Source organism: Pseudoxanthomonas daejeonensis, from assembly GCF_010093205.1.
Lineage (GTDB): Bacteria > Pseudomonadota > Gammaproteobacteria > Xanthomonadales > Xanthomonadaceae > Pseudoxanthomonas > Pseudoxanthomonas daejeonensis.
On sequence record NZ_PDWN01000012.1, the window covers coordinates 1 to 22,053 of the forward strand.

At 69.9% G+C, this 22,053-nt stretch carries 16 protein-coding genes; 12 read left to right on the forward strand and 4 right to left on the reverse strand.

What is annotated here, in order from left to right; genetic code table 11:
- The 7 genes from CSC65_RS16375 to CSC65_RS12325 form a co-directional block, all read left to right on the forward strand.
- On the forward strand, positions 1–83 hold an 83-nt coding region (locus CSC65_RS16375), incomplete at its 5' end, for an IS3 family transposase (protein WP_162410968.1).
- A 151-nt stretch (positions 84–234) separates the two neighbouring features.
- Complete coding sequence (locus tag CSC65_RS12300) at positions 235–639, forward strand: GFA family protein (RefSeq protein WP_162410873.1); 405 nt, start codon at positions 235–237, stop codon at positions 637–639.
- Between the two features lie 374 nt (positions 640–1,013).
- Entirely contained in the window at positions 1,014–3,536 is a 2,523-nt protein-coding gene (gene thrA, locus CSC65_RS12305) for a bifunctional aspartate kinase/homoserine dehydrogenase I (protein ID WP_162410874.1), read from the forward strand.
- Positions 3,533–4,468 (forward strand): homoserine kinase, encoded by a 936-nt coding sequence (locus CSC65_RS12310; protein WP_162410875.1) that lies wholly within the window; start codon positions 3,533–3,535, stop codon positions 4,466–4,468. The genes thrA and CSC65_RS12310 overlap by 4 nt, the downstream gene beginning before the upstream one ends.
- Positions 4,469–4,493: 25 nt before the next feature.
- The gene (thrC, locus tag CSC65_RS12315) at positions 4,494–5,783 is read left to right on the forward strand and encodes a threonine synthase (RefSeq protein ID WP_162410876.1); all 1,290 of its coding nucleotides are present in this window, start codon (positions 4,494–4,496) and stop codon (positions 5,781–5,783) included.
- Positions 5,784–5,968: 185 nt separating this feature from the next.
- Complete coding sequence (locus CSC65_RS12320; RefSeq protein ID WP_162410877.1) at positions 5,969–7,054, forward strand: L,D-transpeptidase; 1,086 nt, start codon at positions 5,969–5,971, stop codon at positions 7,052–7,054.
- Between the two features lie 160 nt (positions 7,055–7,214).
- Positions 7,215–7,919, forward strand: coding sequence for a murein L,D-transpeptidase catalytic domain family protein (locus CSC65_RS12325; RefSeq protein ID WP_162410969.1), 705 nt, complete (start codon positions 7,215–7,217; stop codon positions 7,917–7,919).
- A gap of 15 nt (positions 7,920–7,934) precedes the next feature.
- On the opposite strand, the gene CSC65_RS12330 is transcribed toward CSC65_RS12325, so the two are convergent.
- A complete protein-coding gene (locus tag CSC65_RS12330) occupies positions 7,935–9,260 on the reverse strand; it encodes a serine hydrolase domain-containing protein (protein WP_238390380.1) in 1,326 nt (441 codons plus the stop codon).
- 141 nt (positions 9,261–9,401) lie between these two features.
- Positions 9,402–10,805 (reverse strand): GntP family permease, encoded by a 1,404-nt coding sequence (locus CSC65_RS12335; RefSeq protein ID WP_162410878.1) that lies wholly within the window; start codon positions 10,803–10,805, stop codon positions 9,402–9,404.
- Between the two features lie 169 nt (positions 10,806–10,974).
- Here CSC65_RS12335 and CSC65_RS12340 point away from each other — a divergent pair, with 169 nt between their 5' ends.
- The 3 genes from CSC65_RS12340 to CSC65_RS12350 all read left to right on the forward strand — a co-directional run bounded on the left by CSC65_RS12340 (position 10,975) and on the right by CSC65_RS12350 (position 17,328).
- The gene (locus tag CSC65_RS12340; RefSeq protein WP_162410879.1) at positions 10,975–13,185 is read left to right on the forward strand and encodes a TonB-dependent receptor; all 2,211 of its coding nucleotides are present in this window, start codon (positions 10,975–10,977) and stop codon (positions 13,183–13,185) included.
- 120 nt (positions 13,186–13,305) lie between these two features.
- On the forward strand, positions 13,306–16,674 hold the full coding sequence (locus CSC65_RS12345) for a hybrid sensor histidine kinase/response regulator (protein ID WP_162410880.1): 3,369 nt from the start codon (positions 13,306–13,308) through the stop codon (positions 16,672–16,674).
- A gap of 165 nt (positions 16,675–16,839) precedes the next feature.
- Complete coding sequence (locus CSC65_RS12350; protein ID WP_162410881.1) at positions 16,840–17,328, forward strand: NUDIX hydrolase; 489 nt, start codon at positions 16,840–16,842, stop codon at positions 17,326–17,328.
- Between the two features lie 339 nt (positions 17,329–17,667).
- Here the strand turns inward: CSC65_RS12350 and CSC65_RS12355 are convergent, their stop codons facing one another.
- Together CSC65_RS12355 and CSC65_RS12360 are read right to left on the reverse strand one after the other, a co-directional pair.
- Positions 17,668–18,333 carry a response regulator gene (locus CSC65_RS12355; RefSeq protein WP_162410882.1) on the reverse strand — a complete coding sequence of 222 codons (666 nt, stop codon included), beginning with the start codon at positions 18,331–18,333 and terminating at the stop codon, positions 17,668–17,670.
- Between the two features lie 21 nt (positions 18,334–18,354).
- Positions 18,355–19,113 (reverse strand): 3-hydroxybutyrate dehydrogenase, encoded by a 759-nt coding sequence (locus tag CSC65_RS12360; protein WP_162410883.1) that lies wholly within the window; start codon positions 19,111–19,113, stop codon positions 18,355–18,357.
- A 149-nt stretch (positions 19,114–19,262) separates the two neighbouring features.
- Between CSC65_RS12360 and CSC65_RS12365 the strand changes: the two genes are divergently transcribed.
- Together CSC65_RS12365 and CSC65_RS12370 are read left to right on the forward strand one after the other, a co-directional pair.
- The gene (locus tag CSC65_RS12365; protein ID WP_162410971.1) at positions 19,263–21,119 is read left to right on the forward strand and encodes a 3-hydroxybutyrate oligomer hydrolase family protein; all 1,857 of its coding nucleotides are present in this window, start codon (positions 19,263–19,265) and stop codon (positions 21,117–21,119) included.
- 270 nt (positions 21,120–21,389) lie between these two features.
- Entirely contained in the window at positions 21,390–22,004 is a 615-nt protein-coding gene (locus tag CSC65_RS12370) for a CDP-alcohol phosphatidyltransferase family protein (protein WP_162410884.1), read from the forward strand.
- The last annotated feature ends 49 nt before the right edge of the window (positions 22,005–22,053 follow it).

Below are 22,053 nucleotides of genomic sequence, written 5' to 3' on the forward strand. Positions count from 1 at the left end.
ACTACGTCAGGTTCTACAACCACCAGCGGCTGCATTCGGCGCTGGGGTACCGCTCACCGGTGGAGTTCGAGCAGTGCTGCTAGAGAGCCGGTGTCCACTTTTTCGTAGGAACTGCCACCCGCTTCGCCGGTCGGCTTACCTCCGGCGTTGGGCAGTGGAAATGCGCGAGGTTGGGGAGCTTCGTATGGAGCGGACAGTTCGCTGTCAGGAAAACCAAGCCATAAGGTGGTTGAGATGATCAAGAATGTCGGCGGCGTTGCCATCCAGCCCAGGCACCGCGCTACGTGTCACTGCGGCGCGGTGGAGCTTGAGCTGGCGTTGCCCAACGGCATCGAGGACCCGCGCCGCTGCGACTGCTCCCTCTGTCGCCGCAAGGGCGCGGTGGTCGCCTCGGTGCCCCTGTCGGGCATCCGCGTGGTCAAGGGCGCGGAGCAGCTGAGGCTCTACCAGTTCAACACCCACACGGCCAGGCACTACTTCTGCGGCAACTGCGGGATCTACACCCATCACCAGCGGCGCTCCAACCCGGAACAGTACGGGTTCAACGTGGGCTGCCTGGAGGGCATCGATCCGTTCGCCATCCCGGAGGTTCCGGTGAATGACGGGGTCAATCATCCGGCGGACCGGGTGGCGCCCTGACAGTTCGTCCGGGCTGCATCACCCCTGCCGCGCGGTCGCGCCCGGTATCTCGCCTGCGTCGCTAACTGTTTCTTTCGCAACGTAAAAAAAGCCGCGGATGTGGCATTGCAACACTTGACAGCCCCCCGTGCGGTCGTGTCTCTTGGGGCCATGTCGAAGATGAATGCCAGCGCCAGCCGCCTTCTGCCCACCGGGCGGACGCAGGCTTGCGCGGCCTCCCTCGGCATTACCACCATTACCGCCACCGGCATTACCCGCCCGGTGCGGTCCGTCGTCTTCGTGTAACCCGCGAAACCACGGCCCCGCACCTGGATCAGGTAGCGGGGCGACCCGCTACCGGATGCGCGCGGGGCCTCCCATTCCAGAGGTCCTTCATGTCGTCGCACGCCGCAGAAGCACACGTCCTTCCCAACGCCGCCGCATCGGCGCGTACCGTCGTGCACAAGTTCGGCGGCACGTCCGTCGCCGACGCCGACCGCTACCGCCATGTCGCCAGGTTGCTGCTGGCCCGCGAGGAGGACGTGCAGGTCACCGTGGTCTCGGCGATGAAGGGCGTGACCGACGCGCTGATCGATCTGGCCAGGCAGGCCGCGGCCTCGCCGGTGGGCCAGGCCACGCCCGAGTGGCGCGAGCGCTGGCACGAGTTGCGTGCGCGCCATCGCGGCGCGGCCGTGGCGCTGCTGGGCGAACATGCCGGCACCGCGGTCGAGTGGCTGGACCAGCGTTTCGACGAGCTGGCGCAGATACTCGAGGCGCTGAGCGTGATCGGCGGCCTGCCGGACGAGGTGCTGCAAAGGGTGCAGGGGCAAGGCGAGGTGTACTCGGCCAAGCTGCTCGGCGAGCACATGCGCGCGCTGGGCGAGGACTGCGCGGTGCTGGATGCCCGCGACGTGCTGGTGGTCAGCCACGGCGAACTGGGCGTGGACGTGGACTGGGACCTCAGCGCGCAGCGGCTGGCGCGCTGGCGCCAGCTCAATCCGCAGGCGCGGGTGGTGGTGACCGGCTTCGTCGCCCGCGACGCGCAGGACCGGATCACCACGCTTGGCCGCAACGGCAGCGACTATTCCGGGGCGATCTTCGCCGCGCTGTTCGATGCCCACGAACTGCACATCTGGACCGACGTGGACGGCGTGCTGTCGGCCGATCCGCGGGTGGTGCCCGAAGCCGTGCAACTGGAGTCGCTCAGTTACGACGAGGCCTGCGAGCTCGCCTATTTCGGTGCCAAGGTCGTGCATCCGCAGACCATGTCGCCGGCGATCGAGCGCGGCCTGCCGATCATCATCCGCAACACCTTCCAGCCCGACCACCCGGGTACCCGGATCACCGCCGAGCGCGATTTCAGCGGCCCGGTGAAAGGCCTTACCTTGAGTCCGAACCTGGCGCTGGTGAACCTGGAGGGCACGGGGCTGATCGGCGTCCCGGGCACCGCCGAGCGCGTGTTCGCTTCACTGCGCAATGCGAAGGTCTCGGTGGTGATGATCTCGCAGGGATCCTCCGAGCACTCGATCTGCTGCGTGGTCAAGCAGGAGGATGCCGACCGCGCGCAGGCCTCGCTGGTGAATGCTTTCGCCCACGAGCTGACCGTCGGCCAGGTGCAGCGCGTGCAGCAGGTCCCGGGCATCAGCGTGCTGGCCGCGGTCGGCGATGGCATGGCCGGGCAGCCGGGCGTGGCGGCGCGGCTGTTCGAATCGCTGGGTCGCGCGCAGGTGAACATCCGCGCCATCGCCCAGGGCTCTTCGGAGCGCAACATTTCCGTGGCGATCGATACCGACCACGCCACGCGTGCCTTGAGGGCCGCGCACGCAGGCTTCTACCTGTCGCCGCAGACCTTCGCCGTGGGCGTGATCGGTCCTGGCAACGTGGGCGCGACCCTGCTCGACCAGCTGCTGGCCGCGCGTGGCGGCCTGCTGGAAAGGACCCACCTGGACCTGCGCCTGCGCGCGATCGCCTCGCGCGGGCGCCAGCTGCTCGACCCGCGCGGGATCGAGGGCGACTGGCGCAGCCGCTTCAAGGCCGCCGCGGAACCGGCCGACCTGGACCGTTTCACGGCCCACCTGCTCGATTCGCACCTGCCGCACGTGGTGATCGTCGACTGCAGCGCCAGCCCCGAGGTCGCCGACCGCTATCCGCAATGGCTCGCGGCCGGCATCCACGTGGTCACGCCGAACAAGCAGGCCGGCGCGGGCCCGCTGCAGCGCTATGCCGCGATCCGCGAAGCCAGTGCCGCCAGCGGCGCGCGCTTCCGCTACGAGGCCACGGTCGGCGCCGGCCTGCCGGTGATCTCCACCCTGCGCGACCTGCTCGACACCGGTGACGCGGTGACTTCGATCGAAGGCATCTTCTCCGGCACGCTGGCCTGGCTGTTCAACAAGTACGACGGCAGCGTCCCGTTCTCGGAGCTGGTCGCGCAGGCGCGCGCGCTGGGCTACACCGAGCCCGACCCGCGCGACGACCTGTCCGGTACCGACGTGGCGCGAAAGCTGGTGATCCTGGCACGCGAGGCCGGGCGTGGCCTGAGCCTGGAAGACGTACAGGTCGAGAGCCTGGTGCCCGAGTCACTGCGCCAGGCCAGCGTGGAGGATTTCATGGTGCGGCTGCCGGAGGTGGACGCGGCGTTCGCAGCGCGGCTGGCGGCGGCGCAGGCGGGCGGCAAGGTACTGCGCTATGTGGCCAGGCTGGACGCGGAGGGTCGCGCGAGCGTCGGCCTGGTCGAACTTCCGCGCACCCATGCCTTCGCCAACCTGCGCCTGACCGACAACATCGTCCAGTTCACCACGCGTCGTTACTGCGAGAACCCGTTGATCGTGCAGGGTCCGGGCGCAGGTCCTGAAGTCACCGCGGCCGGCGTGTTCGCCGACCTGCTGCGGGTGGCGGCCGGTCGTGGGGCGCGCCTGTGAGCCACGGCGCGCCACAGCGACAGGCGACCGCGTTCTCGCCGGCGTCGGTCGGCAATGTCGCGGTCGGTTTCGACATCCTCGGCCATCCGCTCGCCGGTGTGGGCGACACGGTCACCGCGCGTCGCATCGATGGCGGGGAGATCCGCATCGCCGCGATCCGCGGCGCACCATTCCCGCTGCCGCTGGAAGCCGCGCGCAATACCGCCGGCGCGGCGCTGCTGGCGATGCGCGAAGCGCTGGCGTTGCCGTTCGGCTTCGAGATCGAGATCGACAAGGGCATCGCGTTGGGCTCGGGCATGGGCGGCTCGGCTGCGTCCTGCGTCGCCGCGCTGGTGGCGGCCAATGCGCTGCTCGACACGCCCTTGCCGCGGCAGGCGCTGTATCCGTTCGCGCTGGCCGGCGAGGCGGTGGCCAGCGGCGGCCGCCATGGCGACAACCTGGGGCCGATGCTGCTGGGCGGACTGGTACTGGCCACGGCCGACCGGCTGGTGCGGATCCCGGTACCGGAGCACTGGCACAGCCTGCTGGTGCACCCGGAGGCGGTACTGGAAACGCGCCGCGCGCGCGAGGCCCTGGCGGGCAGCTACGAACTGAAGGACTTCGTCGAGCAGAGTGCGAACCTGGCGCTGGTCCTGGCGGGGTGCCATGCCGGCGATGCCACGCTGGTGCGCGCCGGCCTGCGCGATGTACTGGTCGAACCGCGGCGCGCGCCATTGATCGCCGGATTCGATGCGGCCAAGGCGGCAGCGCTTGATGCCGGGGCGATGGGCGCGAGCATTTCCGGCGCGGGGCCGAGCGTGTTCGCATGGTTCGAGTCGCGCGAGCGTGCCGAGGCCGCCGCGCCGGCGGTGCAGGCAGCGTTCGCCGCGGCGGGACTGGAGAGCCAGTCCTGGGTGTCGGCGATCGACAGTCCGGGCGCAGTGTTGCGGTAAGAGACCTGATCAGAACCGGAATCCCATGAACTTCATCTCCACCCGCAACACCGCCCCCGCCAGCAACCTCAGCGATGCCATCGCTGCCGGGCTTGCGCCCGACGGCGGGCTTTACGTGCCCGAGAAGCTGCCGGTCGGACGCAACCTCGAAGCCGGCGAAGACCTGGCCGCGACGACGACCGCGCTGCTGGCGCCGTTCTTCGAAAGCGATGCGCTGGCGCCGGACCTGGCCGCGATCTGTCGCGAGGCGTTCGATTTCCCGGTACCACTCAAGCCGCTGGCCACGCCGGGCGACCACGTGCTCGAGCTGTTCCATGGGCCGACCGCGGCGTTCAAGGACATCGGCGCGCGCTTCCTCGCTGCCTGCCTGGCACGCATCCGCCGCGGTGCCGCGCAGCCGCTGACCATCCTGGTGGCGACCTCGGGCGACACCGGTGCCGCAGTGGCCGCGGCCTTCCACGGACAGCCCGGCCTGCGCGTGGTGGTGCTGTACCCGGACGGGCGCGTGTCGCCGCGGCAGGCGCACCAGCTGGGCTGCTTCGGCGGCAATGTCATCGCATTGCGGGTGGCAGGCTCGTTCGACGACTGCCAGGCGCTGGTCAAGCGTGCGCTCAACGACGCGCAGTTGCAGGCGCAGGTGCCGCTCAGCTCGGCCAACAGCATCAGCCTGGGCCGGCTGCTGCCGCAGATGAGTTATTACGCGCACGCCGCATTGGCCCATCGTGGGGCGACGGGGCGCGAGCTGAACTTCGTGATTCCGACCGGAAACCTCGGCAATGCGATGGCCGCGATCCTGGCCCGCGCGCAGGGCGTGCCGGTCGGCCGGATCGTGCTGGCGACCAATGCGAACGCGGTCCTGCCGGAGTACTTCGCCGGCGCCGACTATGCACCGCGCGCCAGCGTGGCCACGCTGGCCAACGCGATGGACGTGGGCGCGCCGAGCAATTTCGAGCGCCTGCGCTGGCTTTATGCCGGCGACGATGCCGCATTGCGTGCGGCGTTCACCGCCATCGCGGTCGACGACGCCACCATCCGCGCCACGATCAAGGCGCGCTGGGAGCGGCATGGCGAAGTGTTCTGCCCGCATACCGCCACCGCGGTGCACGTGTTGGAGTCGCTGCGGGCGGAGGGCGTCGATGGCGACTGGGCGGTGGCGGCGACCGCGCATCCGGCCAAGTTCGAGTCGGTGGTCGAGCCGCTGGTCGGCCATGCGGTCGCGGTACCTCCGGCGCTGGCCGACCTGCTGGCCCGGCCGGCCCACGCCGAGCCGTTGCCGCCGGACTACGCCGCGTTGCAGGCTCGGCTGCTGGCTTGAGCCGCCGAGGCCGGGCAGGAGGGTGAGTCCGGCCCTCCAGGCGACGTGCCGCCGGCCAGGACACCGGCGACAGTCCATGGTCCCATGGCCGCCGTGCAGGCGCCTGCACTAGGATCGCCCCAGCGACGCCGCCCGCGCACGAGCATCGTGCCGTTCGCGGGGCGGCCAGTACCGGGAGCGTGCGCATGGCGGCAGGCAGGTTCGAATTCTTCCGCACGGGTGGTCCGCTGCGTGTGCTCGCACTGCTGGTGACGCTCGCCGCGGCCGGCGCCCTCGCCCAGGACACGCCGCGCGGGCCGCTCGAGCTCAAGCCGGGCGAATTCCTCTGGCATCCGGAGATCGCGCCGTCCGGTCCGGTGGTGCTGGTGGTCAGCCTCGACGAGCAGCGCGCCTACGTCTACCGCAACGGCATCGCCATCGGCGTGTCCACGATCAGTTCGGGCAAACCGGGCAAGGACACGCCGACCGGCGTGTTCACGATCCTGCAGAAGAACAAGGACCACAAGTCCAACCTCTACAACAACGCGCCGATGCCCTACATGCAGCGGCTGACCTGGGACGGGATCGCCTTGCACGGCGGTGCTTTGCCGGGCTATCCGGCCTCGCACGGGTGCGTGCGCCTGCCGCATCCGTTCGCGCAGAAGCTGTTCGGCATCACCCGCAACGGCGACACGGTGGTGGTGTCGGACGCGCGCGCCGCGCCGACCACGCTGGTCTATCCGGCGGTGCTGGCGCCGGTATCGGCCACGGGATTGCCGCTGTCGGCGCCGGAGGCCGGGGGCGAGGGCTACCGCTGGGACGACACGGTGGCCCCGGCCGGGCAGGTGGGCATCGTGGTCAGCCTGGCCGACAAGCGGATCTACGTGCTGCGCAGTGGCGTGCCGATCGGCGAGGCGCCGCTGGAACTGCTCTCGCCGGAGCTGGCCTTCCACGGCACGACGCTGTTCGTGATGGGCGAGGGGGCTGGCGCCGATGCCAGCGTGCTCGACCCGAGCCGGCCCGGTCATCGCTGGACGGCCTATCCGATCCTGCAGGACACACGCCCGGGCGCGCCCGGGGCGGACGTGCCGGCAGGCGCGCTGCCCCTGGATCTGCTTGCGCGCCCGAGCCTGCCGGTCCGCCTGCCGCCGGATTTCGGCCGCCGCCTGTACGATGTGCTGGTCCCGGGCACGACCTTGCTGATCACCGACCTGCCGGCGATGCGCCCGCTGGATGCTGAACAGCAATCCCAGCCGGTCTTGGAATCGGACGCCGAGGGCCCAGACTCCTGAGTATGGTCGGGCAGATGCCGGGCCGCTGCCTGTCCCTTTCGAAGGGCGTCGAATGAAGTCACCCCTGTTTTCAGCCGCCCGCTGGCTGGCCTTGGCGCCGCTGCTGGTGCCCATCGCCGGCAATCCCTCGAGCAACCGCTCGCTGTTGCCGCCGCCGGCCATGCCGGTGGCGGTGCCGTCGATCGACGCGCTGCCCGGGGGCGAGCTTGCCGTGCAACTGGCCCACGCCGCGCCGGCGGCGAGCCGCGAGGTCCTGCAGCTGGCGGCACGCGCGATGTCCTGCGCGCTGCGCCATCCCGAATTCGGCGTCGATCCGCAGAGGCTGGGGGTGATCGACTATTCGCGCCCGTCCACCGAACCGCGGCTCTGGGTATTCGACCTGGCCAGGCAGAAGCTGCTGTTCGAGGAGTGGGTCGCTCACGGCCGCAACAGCGGCGAGAACCTGACCGCGCGCTTCTCCAACCGGGACGGCAGCTTCATGACCAGCCTGGGCGGGTTCACCGCCCAGGAAACCTACGTGGGCGGCAATGGCTACTCGCTGCGGCTGCGCGGCCTGGAGCCGGGCTTCAACGACCGCGCGCGCGACCGCGCCATCGTCATCCACGGGGCGCCCTACGTGAATCCGGCCGCGGCCAGGTTGCAGGGCCGCCTCGGCCGCAGCCTGGGTTGCCCGGCGGTGCGTCCGGCGGTGGCGCGACAGCTGATCGACTCGATCCGCGATGGCACCTTCGTCTTCGCCTACTATCCCGACCAGGACTGGCTGCAGCGTTCGCGGCTGCTCAGCGGCGATTGCGGCAGCACGACCTCACCGGCGCTGGCCAAGGCTCCGATGCCGGCTGCGATATCGGCGCGCGGCGCGCATTGAGCGCGGCTTCCGCGATCACTTCGCCATCAGATGGTTCGCTACCGCTTCGAATGCCGGCAGGGTGGTCGGATCGATCAACGGATTCTGCGGTTTCGGGAACGAGGCGAAGCGCACGATGACCATGCGTGCGGCCGGATCGACGTAGATGGTCTGGCCATGCACGCCGCGGGCGGCGAACACTCCGTGGTCACCCGGGTACACCCACCACATGCTGGTGTAGCTGCCGCCGCGTAGCGCAGGGTAGGCATCGCCGAACTTGGCCGGGTCGCCGCCGCGACGGATGCTGCGCGTGACCTCGGCCGGGAACAGCCGCCGGCCATCGATGACGCCTTCGTCGAGCAGCAGTTGCCCCAGCCTTCCCAGGTCGCGCAAGCCAGCGCTGAGGCCGCCGCCGGCAAACGGCACGCCCTTGCCGTCGACCTGGATGTATGCGTCCTGCTCGGCACCCATCGGCCGCCACAGGCGCTCGGACGCCAGCTCGGTGACCGCCTTGCCGGTTACGCGCGAGACGATCCAGCCGAGCATGTCGGCGTTGACCGTCTTGTAATGGAATGCCTCGCCATGGCGGCCCTCCGGCCTCACCTGCTGCAGGTATTCGAAGTAGCCGACCGGCCCGGTGTAGTTTTCCGGCTTGGGCAGCGGGCTGGCGGCGGCCGAATAGACCCAGATGTCGGCGTTCGGGTCGGCATAGTCCTCCGAGTAGTGGAGGCCGGTGGTCATGTCCATGACCTGGCGGACGGTGGCGTCGGCGAAGGCGCTGCCCCGGATCTCGGGAACGATGCTGGAGACCAGCGCGGTGTCGTCGAGGCTGCCTTCCGCGACGAGGATCTCCGCCAGCAGCCCGGTGAGGGACTTGGTCATCGACATCGCGGCGTGTTTCCCGTCCTCGGCCAGGCAACCGAAGTAGCGTTCGTAGACGACCTGGCCGTCGTGCAGGATCAAGATGCCGTCGGTGTAGTTGGCTTCGAGCGATTCGGCCCAGGTCATGGGTGCGCCGCCACCGAGCGGGGTGAAACGCAGGGCGTCGATGCTGGCGCGCTCGCGTTCGGGATCAGGCAGGTAGCGCAGGGGAGCCGGCGCACCAAGGCCGCGGCTGACCTCTTCGGTGGGCAGCAGTTCGCGCATGTGGCAGACCGACCAGCGCAGCTTGGGAAAACTGAAATAGTTCGAATCGGGCTGGGTGATGATCCGGTCGGCAGGTGGCGGAAAGCCCTCCATCCAGCCCATCACCCTGGGATCGGACTCGCGCGCGGAAAGCGTGGCGTGGTCGGCCGGGGACGCAGGAACGGCAATGGCCATGCCGGCGGCAAGGCCGGCCAGTTGGAGTGTGAAGGTCCGCATCGGTGGGTCCTCGCGTCGCCGGGGACGACTGCCTGGACGATGCCGCACAGGCATGGATTGCGATGGTGCCCTGTCGTCGGTGCGCAGACCGTACACCCGCCGGTGGCGGGTGCCGTGAAGGCGTCGACGGTGCGCTTGCGCTTACACCCAGCCGGTCGCGTAGAACACCGCGATGATGAAGAACACCGCCAGCGTCTTGATGATGGTGATGGCGAAGATGTCCTTGTAGGACTGGCGGTGGGTCAGGCCGGTCACCGCGAGCAGGGTGATTACCGCGCCGTTGTGCGGCAGGGTGTCCATGCCGCCGGAAGCCATCGACGCCACGCGGTGCAGCACGTCCATCGGGATGCCGTAGGCCTGCGCGTTGGCGATGAAGGTGTCGCCCATCGCCGCCAGCGCGATGCTCAGGCCGCCCGAGGCCGAACCGGTGATGCCGGCCAGCACGGTGATCGACACGGCCTGGTTGACCAGCGGGTTGGGGATCGCGCCGAGCGCGTCGGCCACCACCAGGAAGCCGGGCAGGGCGGCGATGACCGCGCCGAAGCCGTACTCGGAGGCGGTGTTCATCGAGGCCAGCATCGCGCCGTTGACCGCTGTCTTGGTGCCCTCGGCGAAGCTGGCCGCGATCGGCTTCCAGGCAAAGGCCAGCACCGTGAGGATGCCGACCAGCAGCGCGCCCTGGACCGCCCAGATCGCCGCGATCTTGGCCACTTCCTGCACGACCGGCGCCGGGGTGCCGATCACCGAGGGCACGAATTCGTGCGAGGTGCCGTACCACTGCGGGATCCAGCGGGTGAGCAGGAAATTGGCCACGCCGACCAGCAGCAGTGGCAGCACGGCGATGAAGGGATGGGCGAGGCGGTCGCCGCGGAACGGCTCCGGTTCGTTGCGCAGCTCCACGCCGCTGGCATAGCCATCGCCGTTGCGCACGGCCACGCGCCGGCGCCATTCCAGGTAGACCATGCCCAGGACCAGGATGAACACGCCGCCGAGCGTGCCCAGCACCGGCGCCGCCCAGGCGGTGGTGCCGAAGAACGCGGTCGGGATGATGTTCTGGATCTGCGGCGTGCCCGGCAGCGCGTCCATGGTGAAGGTGAACGCACCCAGCGCGATCGTGCCCGGGATGAGGCGCTTGGGGATGTCGTTCTGGCGGAACAGTTCGGCCGCGAACGGGTACACCGCGAACACCACCACGAACAGCGACACGCCGCCGTAGGTGAGCAGCGCACAGACCAGGACGATCGACAGCATCGCCCGCTGCGCGCCGACCAGCTTGATCGTCGCGGCCACGATCGACTTGGAGAAGCCCGACATCTCGATCAGCTTGCCGAACACCGCGCCCAGCAGGAACACGGGGAAGTACAGCTTCAGGAAGCCGACCATCTTCTCCATGAACAGGCCGGTGAACATCGGCGCGACCAGCGACGGATCGGTGAACAGCACCGCGCCCATCGCCGCGATGGGGGCGAACAGGATCACGCTGTAGCCGCGGTAGGCGACCACCATCAGGAACGCCAGCGCCGCCAGCACGATCAACAACGACATCGCCCACCCCGCCCGCCTCCCATGGCGGATGCGGGGCAGTATCCGCAGCGGCCCGGGCGCGGCCCACTGTACCAACGGACGATGCCGCTCCCGCGCAGCTTCCCGCAGGATGCGCAGCATCGGCGGCATGTGCCTGCCGGAACATCGTGTACCTGGGAGGAGGGGACTGATGAAGCGCAAATATCTGAGCCTGGCGATCGGTTGCGTGCTGGTGTCGCCGGCACTGCCGGCGTTGTCGCAGGAAGCCGCGGAAGCCGTGCAGCCACAGACCCGGGCGGTGCAGCTCGACACCGTGACCGTGACCGCGCGCAAGCGCGAGGAAACCCTGCAGGACGTGCCGGTGGCGGTGACCGCATTCACCCCCGAGACGCTCGACACGCTCAACATCAAGGACCTCGGCGACCTGGACGCGCAGGTGCCGAACCTGACCATCTACGCTGCACGCGGCTCGACCAGCACGGTCACCGCCTACATCCGCGGCATCGGCCAGGCCGACCCGCTGTGGGGCGTCGATCCCGGCGTGGGCATCTACCTGGACGACGTCTATATCGCCCGCCCGCAGGGCGCCCTGCTGGACGTGTTCGACGTCGAGCGGATCGAGGTGCTGCGCGGGCCGCAGGGCACGCTGTACGGCAAGAACACCATTGGCGGTGCGATCAAGTACGTCTCGCGCGGGCTGCGCGAGGAGACCTCGGGCTTCGCCTCGGTCACCGTGGGCAATTACAGCCAGCTCGACACCAAGGCCGGCATCGGCGGTTCGATCGGCGACGGCGTGCTGCGCGGCCGCATCGCCATGGCCAGCATGAACCGCGACGGCTTCGGCGAGAACCTGAGCAACGGCCAGCCGGTCAGCGACAAGGAGATCAACGCGGTGCGCGCCCAGTTCGGCGCATTCGCCAGCGAAGACTTCGACGTGCAGTTCTCGCTGGACTGGATGGACGACCAGTCCGGCGTGCGTGGCGCCAAGATGCTGGCGGCCAATCCGCTGGCGCCGGCGTACCCGCCGCTGGACGACCGTTACGACATCCGCAGCGGCATGGGCAACGTCAACGACACCACGATGAAGGGTGCCTCGATGGCGGTGAACTGGCGCCTGACCCCGGACTGGGCGCTCAAGTACGTCACCGCGCTGCGCGAGTCCGATACCCACACCATGATCGACTTCGACACCACCCCGCTGAAGCTGGTGGACGTCGAGGCGTACTACAACGACCGCCAGGTCAGCAACGAGCTGCAGGCCAACTTCGACGCCGGCGGCCGCGCCCGCGGCGTGATGGGCCTGTACCACTTCAACGGCGACGCCGGTGGCCAGGTGCTGAACTACTTCTGGAACCCGGCGCTGGCGACCTCGCTGACCAACCCGCTGTTCGGCGACACCCAGGGCTACGTCAACACCCGCAGTATTGCTGTGTATGCCGACTGGACCTTCGACCTGACCGAGCAGCTGAAGCTCGACGTCGGCGCGCGCTACACCGACGAAGACAAGCATGCGGTCGCGCTCAACCGCTTCTACACCACGCCGCAGTACACGACCTCGTGGGGTACGGCCGCCAACTTCGACAAGACGGTCAACTTCCAGAACTTCTCGCCCAAGGCCTCGCTGGACTACCAGTTCACGCCGGAGATCATGGGCTACCTGTCCTTCAGCCGTGGCTTCAAGTCAGGCGGCTACAACATCCGCGCCAACACCACCGCGGTGCCGCGTTCGGGCGAGCCGTTCCAGGACGAGCAGGTCGACAGCTACGAGATCGGCAGCAAGATGTCGTTCCTGGACCAGCGGATGTTCCTGAACCTGGCCTACTTCCACAACACGTACGAGGACATCCAGCTGTCGGTGTTCACCTCGTACACCCTGCCCAACGGCAGCCAGAGCTTCTTCGGCGACTTCACCAACGCCGGCAAGGGCACCGTGCAGGGCGTGGAAGTGGAGTACCAGTTCCTGCCGACCGAGCACTGGCTGATCAGCGGCAACCTGGCCTGGCTGGATGCCGAGTACGACGAGTTCATGAGCGGCGGGGTCAACATCGCCGACACCCAGCACTTCACCAACGCCCCGGAGTTTTCCGGTGCGCTGAACGCCGAGTGGCGCACCGCGCTGGACAATGGCGGCAACCTGTCGGCGCGCCTGACCTACGCCTACCAGAGCGAAGTGTGGCCGACCACCGACCTGAGTCCGGCGATCAAGCAGGACGGCTATGGTCTGGTCAACGCGGGCGTGATCTGGAACGTCAACGACGCCTGGACGCTGTCGCTGCAGGGCACCAACCTGGCCGACGAGGAGTACCGGACCACCGGTTACAACATCGCCGCCTACGGCGTGCTGACCGGCTTCTACGGTCCGCCGCGCCAGTACAGCCTGATGGCGCGTTACGACTTCTGACCGCGGCGTCCCCTCTCCGCGGGAGGGCACGGCGGCGGGCTTCGGCCCGCCGCCGTCGCGTTATGCTTGGCGCAGGAGTTTTTTGACGGGGAAACCGGTGCATTCGGAAGCTGAGGCGCGATGCTGAGCCTGGGGCTGGTGGCCGTGGCCGGACTGGCCTGGCTGGCGCTCATGTTCGGCACCGCGTTGTACGGCGAGCGGCATCCGACCCTGTTCGCGAGGCGCTGGCACCACGTGTACGCGCTGTCGCTGGCCGTGCACTGCACCAGTTGGACGTTCTACGGCACCGTCACCCAGGCCGCGCGCTACGGCTGGCCGCTGCCGCCGACCTTCGTCGGCGCGATCCTGTTCTACGCGCTGGCGATGTCCTTCATGATGCGGCTGGTGCGGCTGGCGCGCGAGACCAATGCCACCTCGCTGGCCGACCTGATCGCGACGCGGCTGGGCAAGGACGCGTGGCTTGCCGCCACCGTCACCGCGGTCGCCGCGCTGGGCCTGATCCCGTACATCGCCTTGCAGCTGAAGGCGGTGACGATGAGCTTCGCCACGCTGACCCGCAGCGCGGCCGAAGGCGGCCCGTTCTGGCGCGATGGCGCGCTCTACGTGGCATTGGCCATGGCCCTGTTCGCGATGCTGTTCGGCACGCGCCGGGCCAGCGCGGCCGAACACAACCGCGGCCTGGTGCTGGCGATGGCGTTCGAGTCGCTGTTCAAGCTCGCCGCGATGCTCGCGCTGGGCGCGTTCGTCTGGTTCGGACTGGATCCCCTGCCGGCGACGGAGGTGCCGCCGCCGCCAGTGGCGTCGCCTGCCGGCGGCTTCCTGCCACTGGTCCTGCTCGGCGCGCTGGCGATGTTCATCCTGCCGCACCAGTTCCACGTCGGCGTGGTCGAGTGCCGCGACGAACGCGACGTGCGCACCGCGCGCTGGCTGTTCCCGCTGTACCTGCTGCTGATCGCGTTGCCGACCCTGCCGCTGGCCCACGCCGGTCGCGCCTGGCTGGGTGACGACGTGCCCTCGGACATGTATGCGCTGGCTTTGCCGTTCTCGCAGGGGCACGAAGGCGTGGCCCTGTTCGCCTTCCTTGGTGGACTCAGCGCGGCCACCGGCATGGTCGTGGTCAGCACGCTGACCCTGAGCCTGATGATCGGCAATCACTGGTTCGCGCCGGGCCTGCTGCGCGGCGCATGGGCGCGCGGGGATGGCGGCGACCGCCGCGGCGACCTGCTGCGCCTGCGCCGCGCCGGCATCGCCGCGATCATGCTGCTGGCGTGGGCGTACAGCCGCCTGGTTGCGGGCAGCGAGGCGCTGGCCGACGTCGGCGCGCTGTCGTTCTCGGCACTGGCCACGCTGGCGCCGGTGCTGGCCTTCGCGGTGTTCCGGCCACAGACACCGCCGCGCGCGGCGATCCTGGGGGTCGTCGCCGCGTTCGCCACCTGGGCGTGGGTGCTGCTCGCGCCGACCCTGGCGGCGGCCGGCGGCCTCGACGCGCGATGGCTCGAACACGGGCCGGCCGGACAGCGCTGGCTCGCGCCGAACGGCCTGTTCGGACTGACCGGCTGGAGTCCGCTGGGTCGCGCGGTGGGCGCCAGTCTGTTCATGGGCACCGCGGTGACCCTGCTGGCGATGGCCTGGCGGCGCGACGCGCCCCGGCGCGCCAGCCGCAACCTGGGCGCCGATGCATTGCGCGATGCAGGCCGCCGCTTCCTGCCCGGCGAGAAGGTGGTGGAGCTGCTGGCGCAGGCGCCGCGCACTGGCCCGGTGCCGGCGGTGATCGAGGCCCAGGTCGAGCGCGAACTGTCGGCGGTGCTGGGTGCCGCCTCCGCGCGCCTGCTGCTGGATGCGGCGCGGCGCGAGAGCGCCGACCTGGAGACGGTGGCGGCGATCGTGGGCGAGGCCTCGCAGGACCTGCGCTTCAACCAGCAGGTGCTGCAGGCGGCGTTGCAGAACATGAGCCAGGGCATCAGCGTGATCGACCGCGAGCAGCGGCTGGTCGCCTGGAACCGCCGCTATGCCGAACTGTTCGGCTTCCCGGAGGAACTGCTGCAGGTGGGCCGGCCGATCGCCGACCTGACCCGCTGGTCGCTGCAGCGCATGGACTCCGGGCAGGCCGACGAGCGATTCCTGGCAAGGGCGATCGATCGACGCCTGGCCTTCATGCGCAGTGGCAACCCGCACCTGACCGAGCGCGTGTTCCCCGATGGCGGCATCGTCGAGATCCGCGGCAACCCGATGCCCGGTGGCGGCTTCGTGGCCACGTTCACCGATGTCACTGCGTTCCGCGACGCCGAGCAGGGACTGATCCGCGCCAACGAGACGCTCGAACAGCGCGTGGTCGAGCGCACCGCCTTGCTCGAGACCGCCAAGCAGGAAGCCGAGCACGCCAACGACGCCAAGAGCCGCTTCCTGGCCGCGATCGGCCACGACCTCTTGCAGCCGCTGCATGCGGCGCAGCTGTTCGTCGATTCGCTGTCGCAGCAGCTGGCCACGGCACCGGCGGGTGCGGGCGTACCGCCGCCACGCGAGACCCTGCGCCAGCTCGGCGGCGCGCTGGATTCCACCACCGACCTGCTGACCGGATTGCTGGACATGTCGCGGCTGGAAGCCGGTGGCCTGGTTCCGGCGCCGCGCGCCTTTCCGCTGGACGAGGTGCTGGCGCCGCTGGCCGAACAGTTCCGCGCGCTGGCCGGGGAACGCGGCCTGCGCTTCCGCTACCGTCCCAACGCGGTCTGGATCCACAGCGATCCGCAGCTGTTGCGGCGGGTGCTGCAGAACTTCCTCGCCAACGCGGTGCGCTACACCGCGAGCGGCCGGATCGTCATCGGCGTGCGGCGGCGGGGCGGGCGCATCTGCGTCGAAGTGCACGACACCGGCCCCGGCATTCCGGAGGCGGCACGCGAGGCGATCTTCGAGGAGTTCCGTCGTGGCGAGGATGCACCGGGGCAGGGCCTGGGCCTGGGTCTTTCGATCGCCGACCGCATCGCGCGCCTGCTGCAGGCGCCTCTGACGCTGCGCAGCCGCGAGGGGCACGGCGCGGTGTTCGCGGTCGCGCTGGAGCGGGTGCTACCGCCCCAGGCGGTGGCCGGGCGTGCGGCTCCGGGTGGCCCGTCGCGTGGATTGGCCGGTCGCAGGATCCTGCTGGTGGACAACGATGCCGATGCGCTCGCAGCGCTCGCGCAGTTGCTGGCGGGGTGGGGATGCGAGGTGGCGACCGCGGCCGATGGCGATGCGGCCGCGATGGCGCTGGCTGCGCGACCGGCCGACCTGTGGCTGTTCGACTACCACCTCGACCATGGCGATACCGGCGTGATGCTGGCCGCGCGCCTGCGCGCCGGCGGCGACGCCACGCCGTGCCTGATCCTTTCGGCCGATGCCAGCGAGGCCACGCGCACGGCGGTGCAGGACGCCGAACTGACCCTGCTGGCCAAGCCGGTCCGGCCGCTGGCGTTGAAGTCGGTGCTCGACCGCATGCTGGCGGCCACCCGCCTGTAGGCGCGGGCATGCCCGCGACACCGGCGCCGCTGGAGTGGCGGCGGCGTCCTGATTCCGATGTCTTGGCCGCCAGCACGGGCGAGGCCCTCGTAGTTCCGACGTCCACGGTGTCGCGGTCATGCCCGCTCCTACAATGGGCCATCCTGTCGGCTCGTGGAAACGTCCATGCCTTACACCCCCATCGTCGCCACCCTTGGCTACGTGCTGTCGCCCGATCGCAAGCGGGTGCTGATGATCCATCGCAACGCGCGGCCGGGCGACCTGCACCTGGGCAAGTACAACGGCCTGGGCGGCAAGATCGAACGCGACGAGGACGTGGTCGCCTGCATGCGCCGCGAGATCCGCGAGGAAGCCGGGATCGAGTGCGAATCGATGCAGCTGCGCGGCACGATCAGCTGGCCGGGCTTCGGCAAGAACGGCGAGGACTGGCTCGGCTTCATCTTCGTCATCGACGCCTTCAGCGGCACGCCGCTGGAGCGCAACCCGGAGGGCACGCTGGAATGGGTCGAGGCCGACCGGATCCTCGAGCTGCCGCTGTGGGATGGCGACCGGCAGTTTTTGCCGCTGGTCTTCGACGCCGACCCGCGCGCCTTCCACGGGGTGATGCCTTACCGGGACGGCCGGATGCAGTCCTGGAACTGGTCGCGGATCTGACGCCGCGGCCGCGCCGGCGCACGCGTTCGCGGAATGTTCCACGACCCGGGCGCTTGTCCACACCGGGTGTGGACAGTTCGTGGAAAGGGATGTGGATAACCACGGCGCCGGCTTGCGCGGCAACGCTGTCAAGATGTGTGGCGAATTTTTGACCAGCCGGTGTCGGACCGGTGTCCGTGTTCTCCACACCTGTTGTGGATGGTTCGCCGGCAACCATGTGGATAACCGTCAGCGCGCCTTGCGTGGCGGGCGAGTCAAGAGGGGTGGCGAAGAAATGACCAGCGTCTCGACCCGCAGCGAATGGCGTCGGCGCCGCGTCGTCGAGGTTCCACGGGCTACTCAGTTCGCGAGCACGCGGCTCGGGTCGCTCAGTTCCAGCTCGCGCAGGACCACGCCGGCCTGGGTGCGGTTGCGCACGCCCAGCCGCTCGAAGATCGCCGACAGGTGCGCCTTGACCGTGCGTTCCTGCACGTCCAGGCGGTCGGCGATCTGCTTGTTGAGCAGTCCCTGCGCGACCAGGCTGAGCACGCGGAACTGCTGCGGCGACAGGCTGGCCAGGCGCGCGGCCAGCTCGGTGTCCTGGTGCGAGGACTGGGCGCGCGATACCGACGCGCGCAGCGAGGCTGGCAGCCATTGTTCGCAGGCCAGCACTTGGCGGATCGCTTCGCGCAGTTCGTCCAGGCCCGAACTCTTGGGCAGGTAGCCGGCGGCGCCATGGTCGAGCGCGCGGCGGACCACGCGCGGATCGTCGTTGGCCGAGACCACCACCACTGCTACCGCGGGGAACTGCGCGCGGATCGCGGCCAGTCCGGCCAGGCCGTGGTTGCCCGGCATGTGCAGGTCGAGCAGGACCAGGTCGACATCGGCGCACGCGTCCAGGGCCGCGAGCACGCCGTCCAGCGATTCGGCCTCGAGCACGTCGAGCTGGGCCACGGCATCGGCGGCCGCACCGCGCAGGGCGGCGCGGAACAGCGGATGGTCGTCGGCGATCAGCAGGGTCGGCATGGAGGCGGCGCCGGCGTCGGGTTACTGCACGGTCCAGCCGCCATCCAGGACCAGGGTCTGCCCGGTCATGTTGCGCGCTGCGGAGGAGGCCAGGAAGGCGGTGGTGCCGGCGAGTTCATCCATTTCGATGAACACGCCCTTGGGCATCGGCTTGAGCATGACCTGGCTGACCACGTCGGCCTCGGAGATGCCGCGGGTGCGCGCCTGGTCGGCGATCTGCCTGTCGACCAGCGGGGTTTTCACGTAGCTCGGGCAGATCGTGTTGATGGTGATGTCGGTGTCGGCGGTCTCCAGCGCGACCACCTTGGAGAATCCGACCAGGCCATGCTTGGCGGCCACGTAGGCGCTCTTGTACGGACTGGCGACCAGCGCGTGGATGCTGCCGATGTTGATGATCCGACCGAAGCCGCGCTCGCGCATGCCCGGCAGCACCGCGCGGGTCAGTCGCGCCACGCCGACCAGCATCACCTGGACCAGGAAGTCCCACTTGGCCAGCGGGAAGTCTTCCAGCGGCGAGACGTGCTGCAGGCCTGCGTTGTTGACCAGCACGTCGACCGGGCGCGAGATCGCGGCCAGCGCGGCGGCGACGCTGTCGTCGGAAGTCACGTCCAGCGCGACCGCTTCGGCCGAACCGCCCTGGCCGCGGATGTCGGTGGCGACCGCTTCGGCGCCCTCCAGCGACAGGTCGCTGACGATGACGTGGTCGCCGGCCTTGGCCAGTGCATGGGCGATGCCGGCACCGATGCCGCTGGCCGCGCCGGTGATGAGGATGCTGCGCATGGGGGTCCGGGTCTCTGCAAGTCGCCTTCGGCCAGCTTATCAAGCCATGCCGGCACGGGCGTGGTACCAAAGTACGATGACGCTGCGCGGCCGGCGCCGGTAGCGTGCGAGCATCCCTCATGCCGGCCCAGGCCATGCCCCGTCCTGACATGCACCGACTGAAGTTCCCGTTGCTCCTGCCCGCTGTTTGCCTGTTGGGTGCCGGCCTGCTCGGCGCCTGCGCGGGTACCCCGAATCGCGAACGCACCGGATACGAGCCGTCCGCCATGATCCAACCGCAGCGCGTCACCGAGCACCGCGGCAGCGATGACCTGCTGACCGCCGGCCTGGGCCTGGATGGCCTTCGCGCGATGGCACCCCCGGCCTTCGCCGATGCCGCCAACCCGGATGCGGCGGAGCTGCGCCGGCGCGCGATCTGGAGCAACTGGCGGGGCATCGCCGACCTGTCGCCCACCGGCGGCTACGGCACGGTGTACGGCAGCGTCGTCGCGGTTCCGGGGCGCGAGTACTCGGCGCTGGCCACGGTGCCCGGTGCGAAGCAGCCGCACCGCGTGCTGGTGCAGGTGCCGGACGACTTCGACCAGAAGCGACGCTGCGTGGTGGTCGCGCCGGCCTCGGGCTCGCGCGGCGTCTACGGCGCGATCGCCGTGGCCGGCCCGTGGGCTTTGCCGAAGGGCTGCGCGGTGGCCTACACCGACAAGGGCGCCGGCAGCGACTACGTCGACCTGGACGCCGGCATCGGCGTGCGCCTGGATGGCACGCCCGGGCGGATCGGCGAAGCCACCGACCTGGCGTTCGTACCGGAGATTCCGGCCGGCGCAACGGGCGTGGCGTTCAAGCACGCCCATTCGCAGGACAACCCGGAGGCCGACTGGGGCCGGCACGTGAAGCAGGCGGCGGAATTCGCGCTGTCGGCGCTCGGCCAGGCGTTCCCGCAGTCGGCACCGTTCACCTTCGACAACACCCGCGTCATCGCGGTCGGCATTTCCAACGGCGGCGGCGCGGTGCTGCGCGCGGCCGAACTGGAGGGCGACTGGCTGGACGCGGTCGTGGCCGGCGAGCCGAACGTGTTCGTCGAAGGCCACGGCGGCCGGCCGCTGTACGACTTCGGCACCGAAGCCGCACTGCTGATGCCCTGCGCGCTGCTGCACCTGCCGGCCGATGCGCTGCCGCAGCCGCCGCTGCGTGCCCAGGTCGAACCGCTGTGGAAGCTGCGGTGCGCCACGCTGCAGGCCGGTGGCCTCATCGAAGGTGCCGACAGCATCGCGCAGGCGCGCTCGGCCTACGAACGCATGCGTGCGACGGGCTGGACCGACGAGGCCTTGCAGGCGGGCGCGCTCAGCGTGGGCTTCGACCTGTGGCGCTCGGTCGCCGTCACCTACGCCTCGGCGTACGGCCGCCACGGCATCGGCGCGCATCCGTGCGGTTTCGCCTTCGCGGCGCAGAACCCGGACTTCAGTCCACGCTCGGCGACCGCGGCCGAACGTGGCACGTGGTGGTCCGATGCGGCCGGCATCCCGCCGGGCAATGGGGTCGGCATCCTCGACGCGAAACTTGCGCCACCGGATTTCACCTTGGCCGGCGCGCAGTGCCTGCGTGACCTCTACACCGGGAAGGGCGAGCCCGCCAACGGCGTGCGCGCGGGCATCGCCGCCACGCGTGCGTCGATGCCGCGCGCCGGCCTGCCGGTGCTGGTCGTGCACGGTACCGACGACGGACTGGTGCCGCCGGTGTTCACCAGCGCGCCTTACGTGGCCGCCGCGCGCGAGGCCGGTCGCACGCAGGTGGGCTACTGGCAGGTGCGCAACGGCGAGCACTTCGACGCCTTCCTTGCGCTGCCGGCCTACGGCGCGCGCTACGCGCCGATGCTGCCCTACATGTACGCCGCGCTGGACCGGGTGAGCGCGCACCTGGACGGGCAGGGCGCGTTGCCGGCGGATGCGGTGATCCAGGCCCGCGGCCGTGGCGCGGGCGCGGTGGACGCGGCGCAGCTGCCGATGCCGTAAGCCGCCGCCGACAGACTCCCCTGTAGGAGCGGGCATGACCGCGACACCGACGCCGGTGGCCCAGGTCGCGCCTCCGTGGTTTCGACGCCCCCGGTGTCGCGGTCATGCCCGCTCCTACAGAAATGCGCCTCGCCAGGCTGGCGGGAGCCGCTGCCGCTCGGGGGGCATTCCCCAGCGGCGCCGCGCAGTCCAGGTGGCACCCCCCGTCGCCACGCGGCCCATACGCCGGTCGCGGTTATGCTGGCCGCATCCCTGACTGCGACCTTACGCATGGCCCGCCACTTCTCGATGCTGCGCGACTTCCATCTGGCCGACTGGTTCACCCTGGCCAATGCGTTCTGCGGCACCGGCGCGATCTTCGCCGCGATGCGCTTCCTGCAGGAGGGCCGGGTCGGCGACCTGCTGCTGGGCATGGCGCTGATCCCGCTGGCTTTCATCTTCGACGCACTGGACGGCCGCATCGCGCGCTGGCGCAAGTCGTCCTCGACCCTGGGCCGTGAGCTGGACTCGCTGGCCGACGTGATCTCCTTCGGCGTCGCCCCGGCGGCACTGGCCTACGCGTGCGGCATGCAGGGCGGCTGGGACTGGCTGGTGCTGTCGTGGTTCGTGTGCTGCGGCGTCAGCCGCCTGGCCCGCTACAACGTCACCGCCGAACAGCTCTCCGAAGGCGAGGACAAGGTGAAGTATTTCGAGGGCACGCCGATCCCGACCAGCCTGGTCCTGGTCGTGCTGATGGCCATCGCCGCCGCGCTGGGCCGGATCGGCGAGGACCTGTGGTGGGGTTACTGGCAGCTGGGTCCGTGGCGCCTGCATCCGCTGGTGCTGCTGTTCGCGGTATCCGGCTCGATGATGATCAGCAAGACCCTGCGCATCCCCAAGCCCTGAACGGCAGGCGCGCCGCTGTCACCGGACGGCGCTAGAATCCTTCACGTAC

What these genes read in the sequence shown, in the direction of transcription:
- CSC65_RS12300 (WP_162410873.1), top strand. Translation starts at nt 235, where the DNA reads ATGATCAAGAATGTCGGCGGCGTTGCCATCCAGCCCAGGCACCGCGCT.
- thrA (WP_162410874.1), top strand. Translation starts at nt 1,014, where the DNA reads ATGTCGTCGCACGCCGCAGAAGCACACGTCCTTCCCAACGCCGCCGCA.
- thrC (WP_162410876.1), top strand. Translation starts at nt 4,494, where the DNA reads ATGAACTTCATCTCCACCCGCAACACCGCCCCCGCCAGCAACCTCAGC.
- CSC65_RS12320 (WP_162410877.1), top strand. Translation starts at nt 5,969, where the DNA reads ATGGCGGCAGGCAGGTTCGAATTCTTCCGCACGGGTGGTCCGCTGCGT.
- CSC65_RS12325 (WP_162410969.1), top strand. Translation starts at nt 7,215, where the DNA reads ATGCCGGTGGCGGTGCCGTCGATCGACGCGCTGCCCGGGGGCGAGCTT.
- CSC65_RS12330 (WP_238390380.1), bottom strand. Translation starts at nt 9,260, where the DNA reads ATGCGGACCTTCACACTCCAACTGGCCGGCCTTGCCGCCGGCATGGCC.
- CSC65_RS12335 (WP_162410878.1), bottom strand. Translation starts at nt 10,805, where the DNA reads ATGTCGTTGTTGATCGTGCTGGCGGCGCTGGCGTTCCTGATGGTGGTC.
- CSC65_RS12340 (WP_162410879.1), top strand. Translation starts at nt 10,975, where the DNA reads ATGAAGCGCAAATATCTGAGCCTGGCGATCGGTTGCGTGCTGGTGTCG.
- CSC65_RS12345 (WP_162410880.1), top strand. Translation starts at nt 13,306, where the DNA reads ATGCTGAGCCTGGGGCTGGTGGCCGTGGCCGGACTGGCCTGGCTGGCG.
- CSC65_RS12350 (WP_162410881.1), top strand. Translation starts at nt 16,840, where the DNA reads ATGCCTTACACCCCCATCGTCGCCACCCTTGGCTACGTGCTGTCGCCC.
- CSC65_RS12355 (WP_162410882.1), bottom strand. Translation starts at nt 18,333, where the DNA reads ATGCCGACCCTGCTGATCGCCGACGACCATCCGCTGTTCCGCGCCGCC.
- CSC65_RS12360 (WP_162410883.1), bottom strand. Translation starts at nt 19,113, where the DNA reads ATGCGCAGCATCCTCATCACCGGCGCGGCCAGCGGCATCGGTGCCGGC.
- CSC65_RS12365 (WP_162410971.1), top strand. Translation starts at nt 19,263, where the DNA reads ATGCACCGACTGAAGTTCCCGTTGCTCCTGCCCGCTGTTTGCCTGTTG.
- CSC65_RS12370 (WP_162410884.1), top strand. Translation starts at nt 21,390, where the DNA reads ATGGCCCGCCACTTCTCGATGCTGCGCGACTTCCATCTGGCCGACTGG.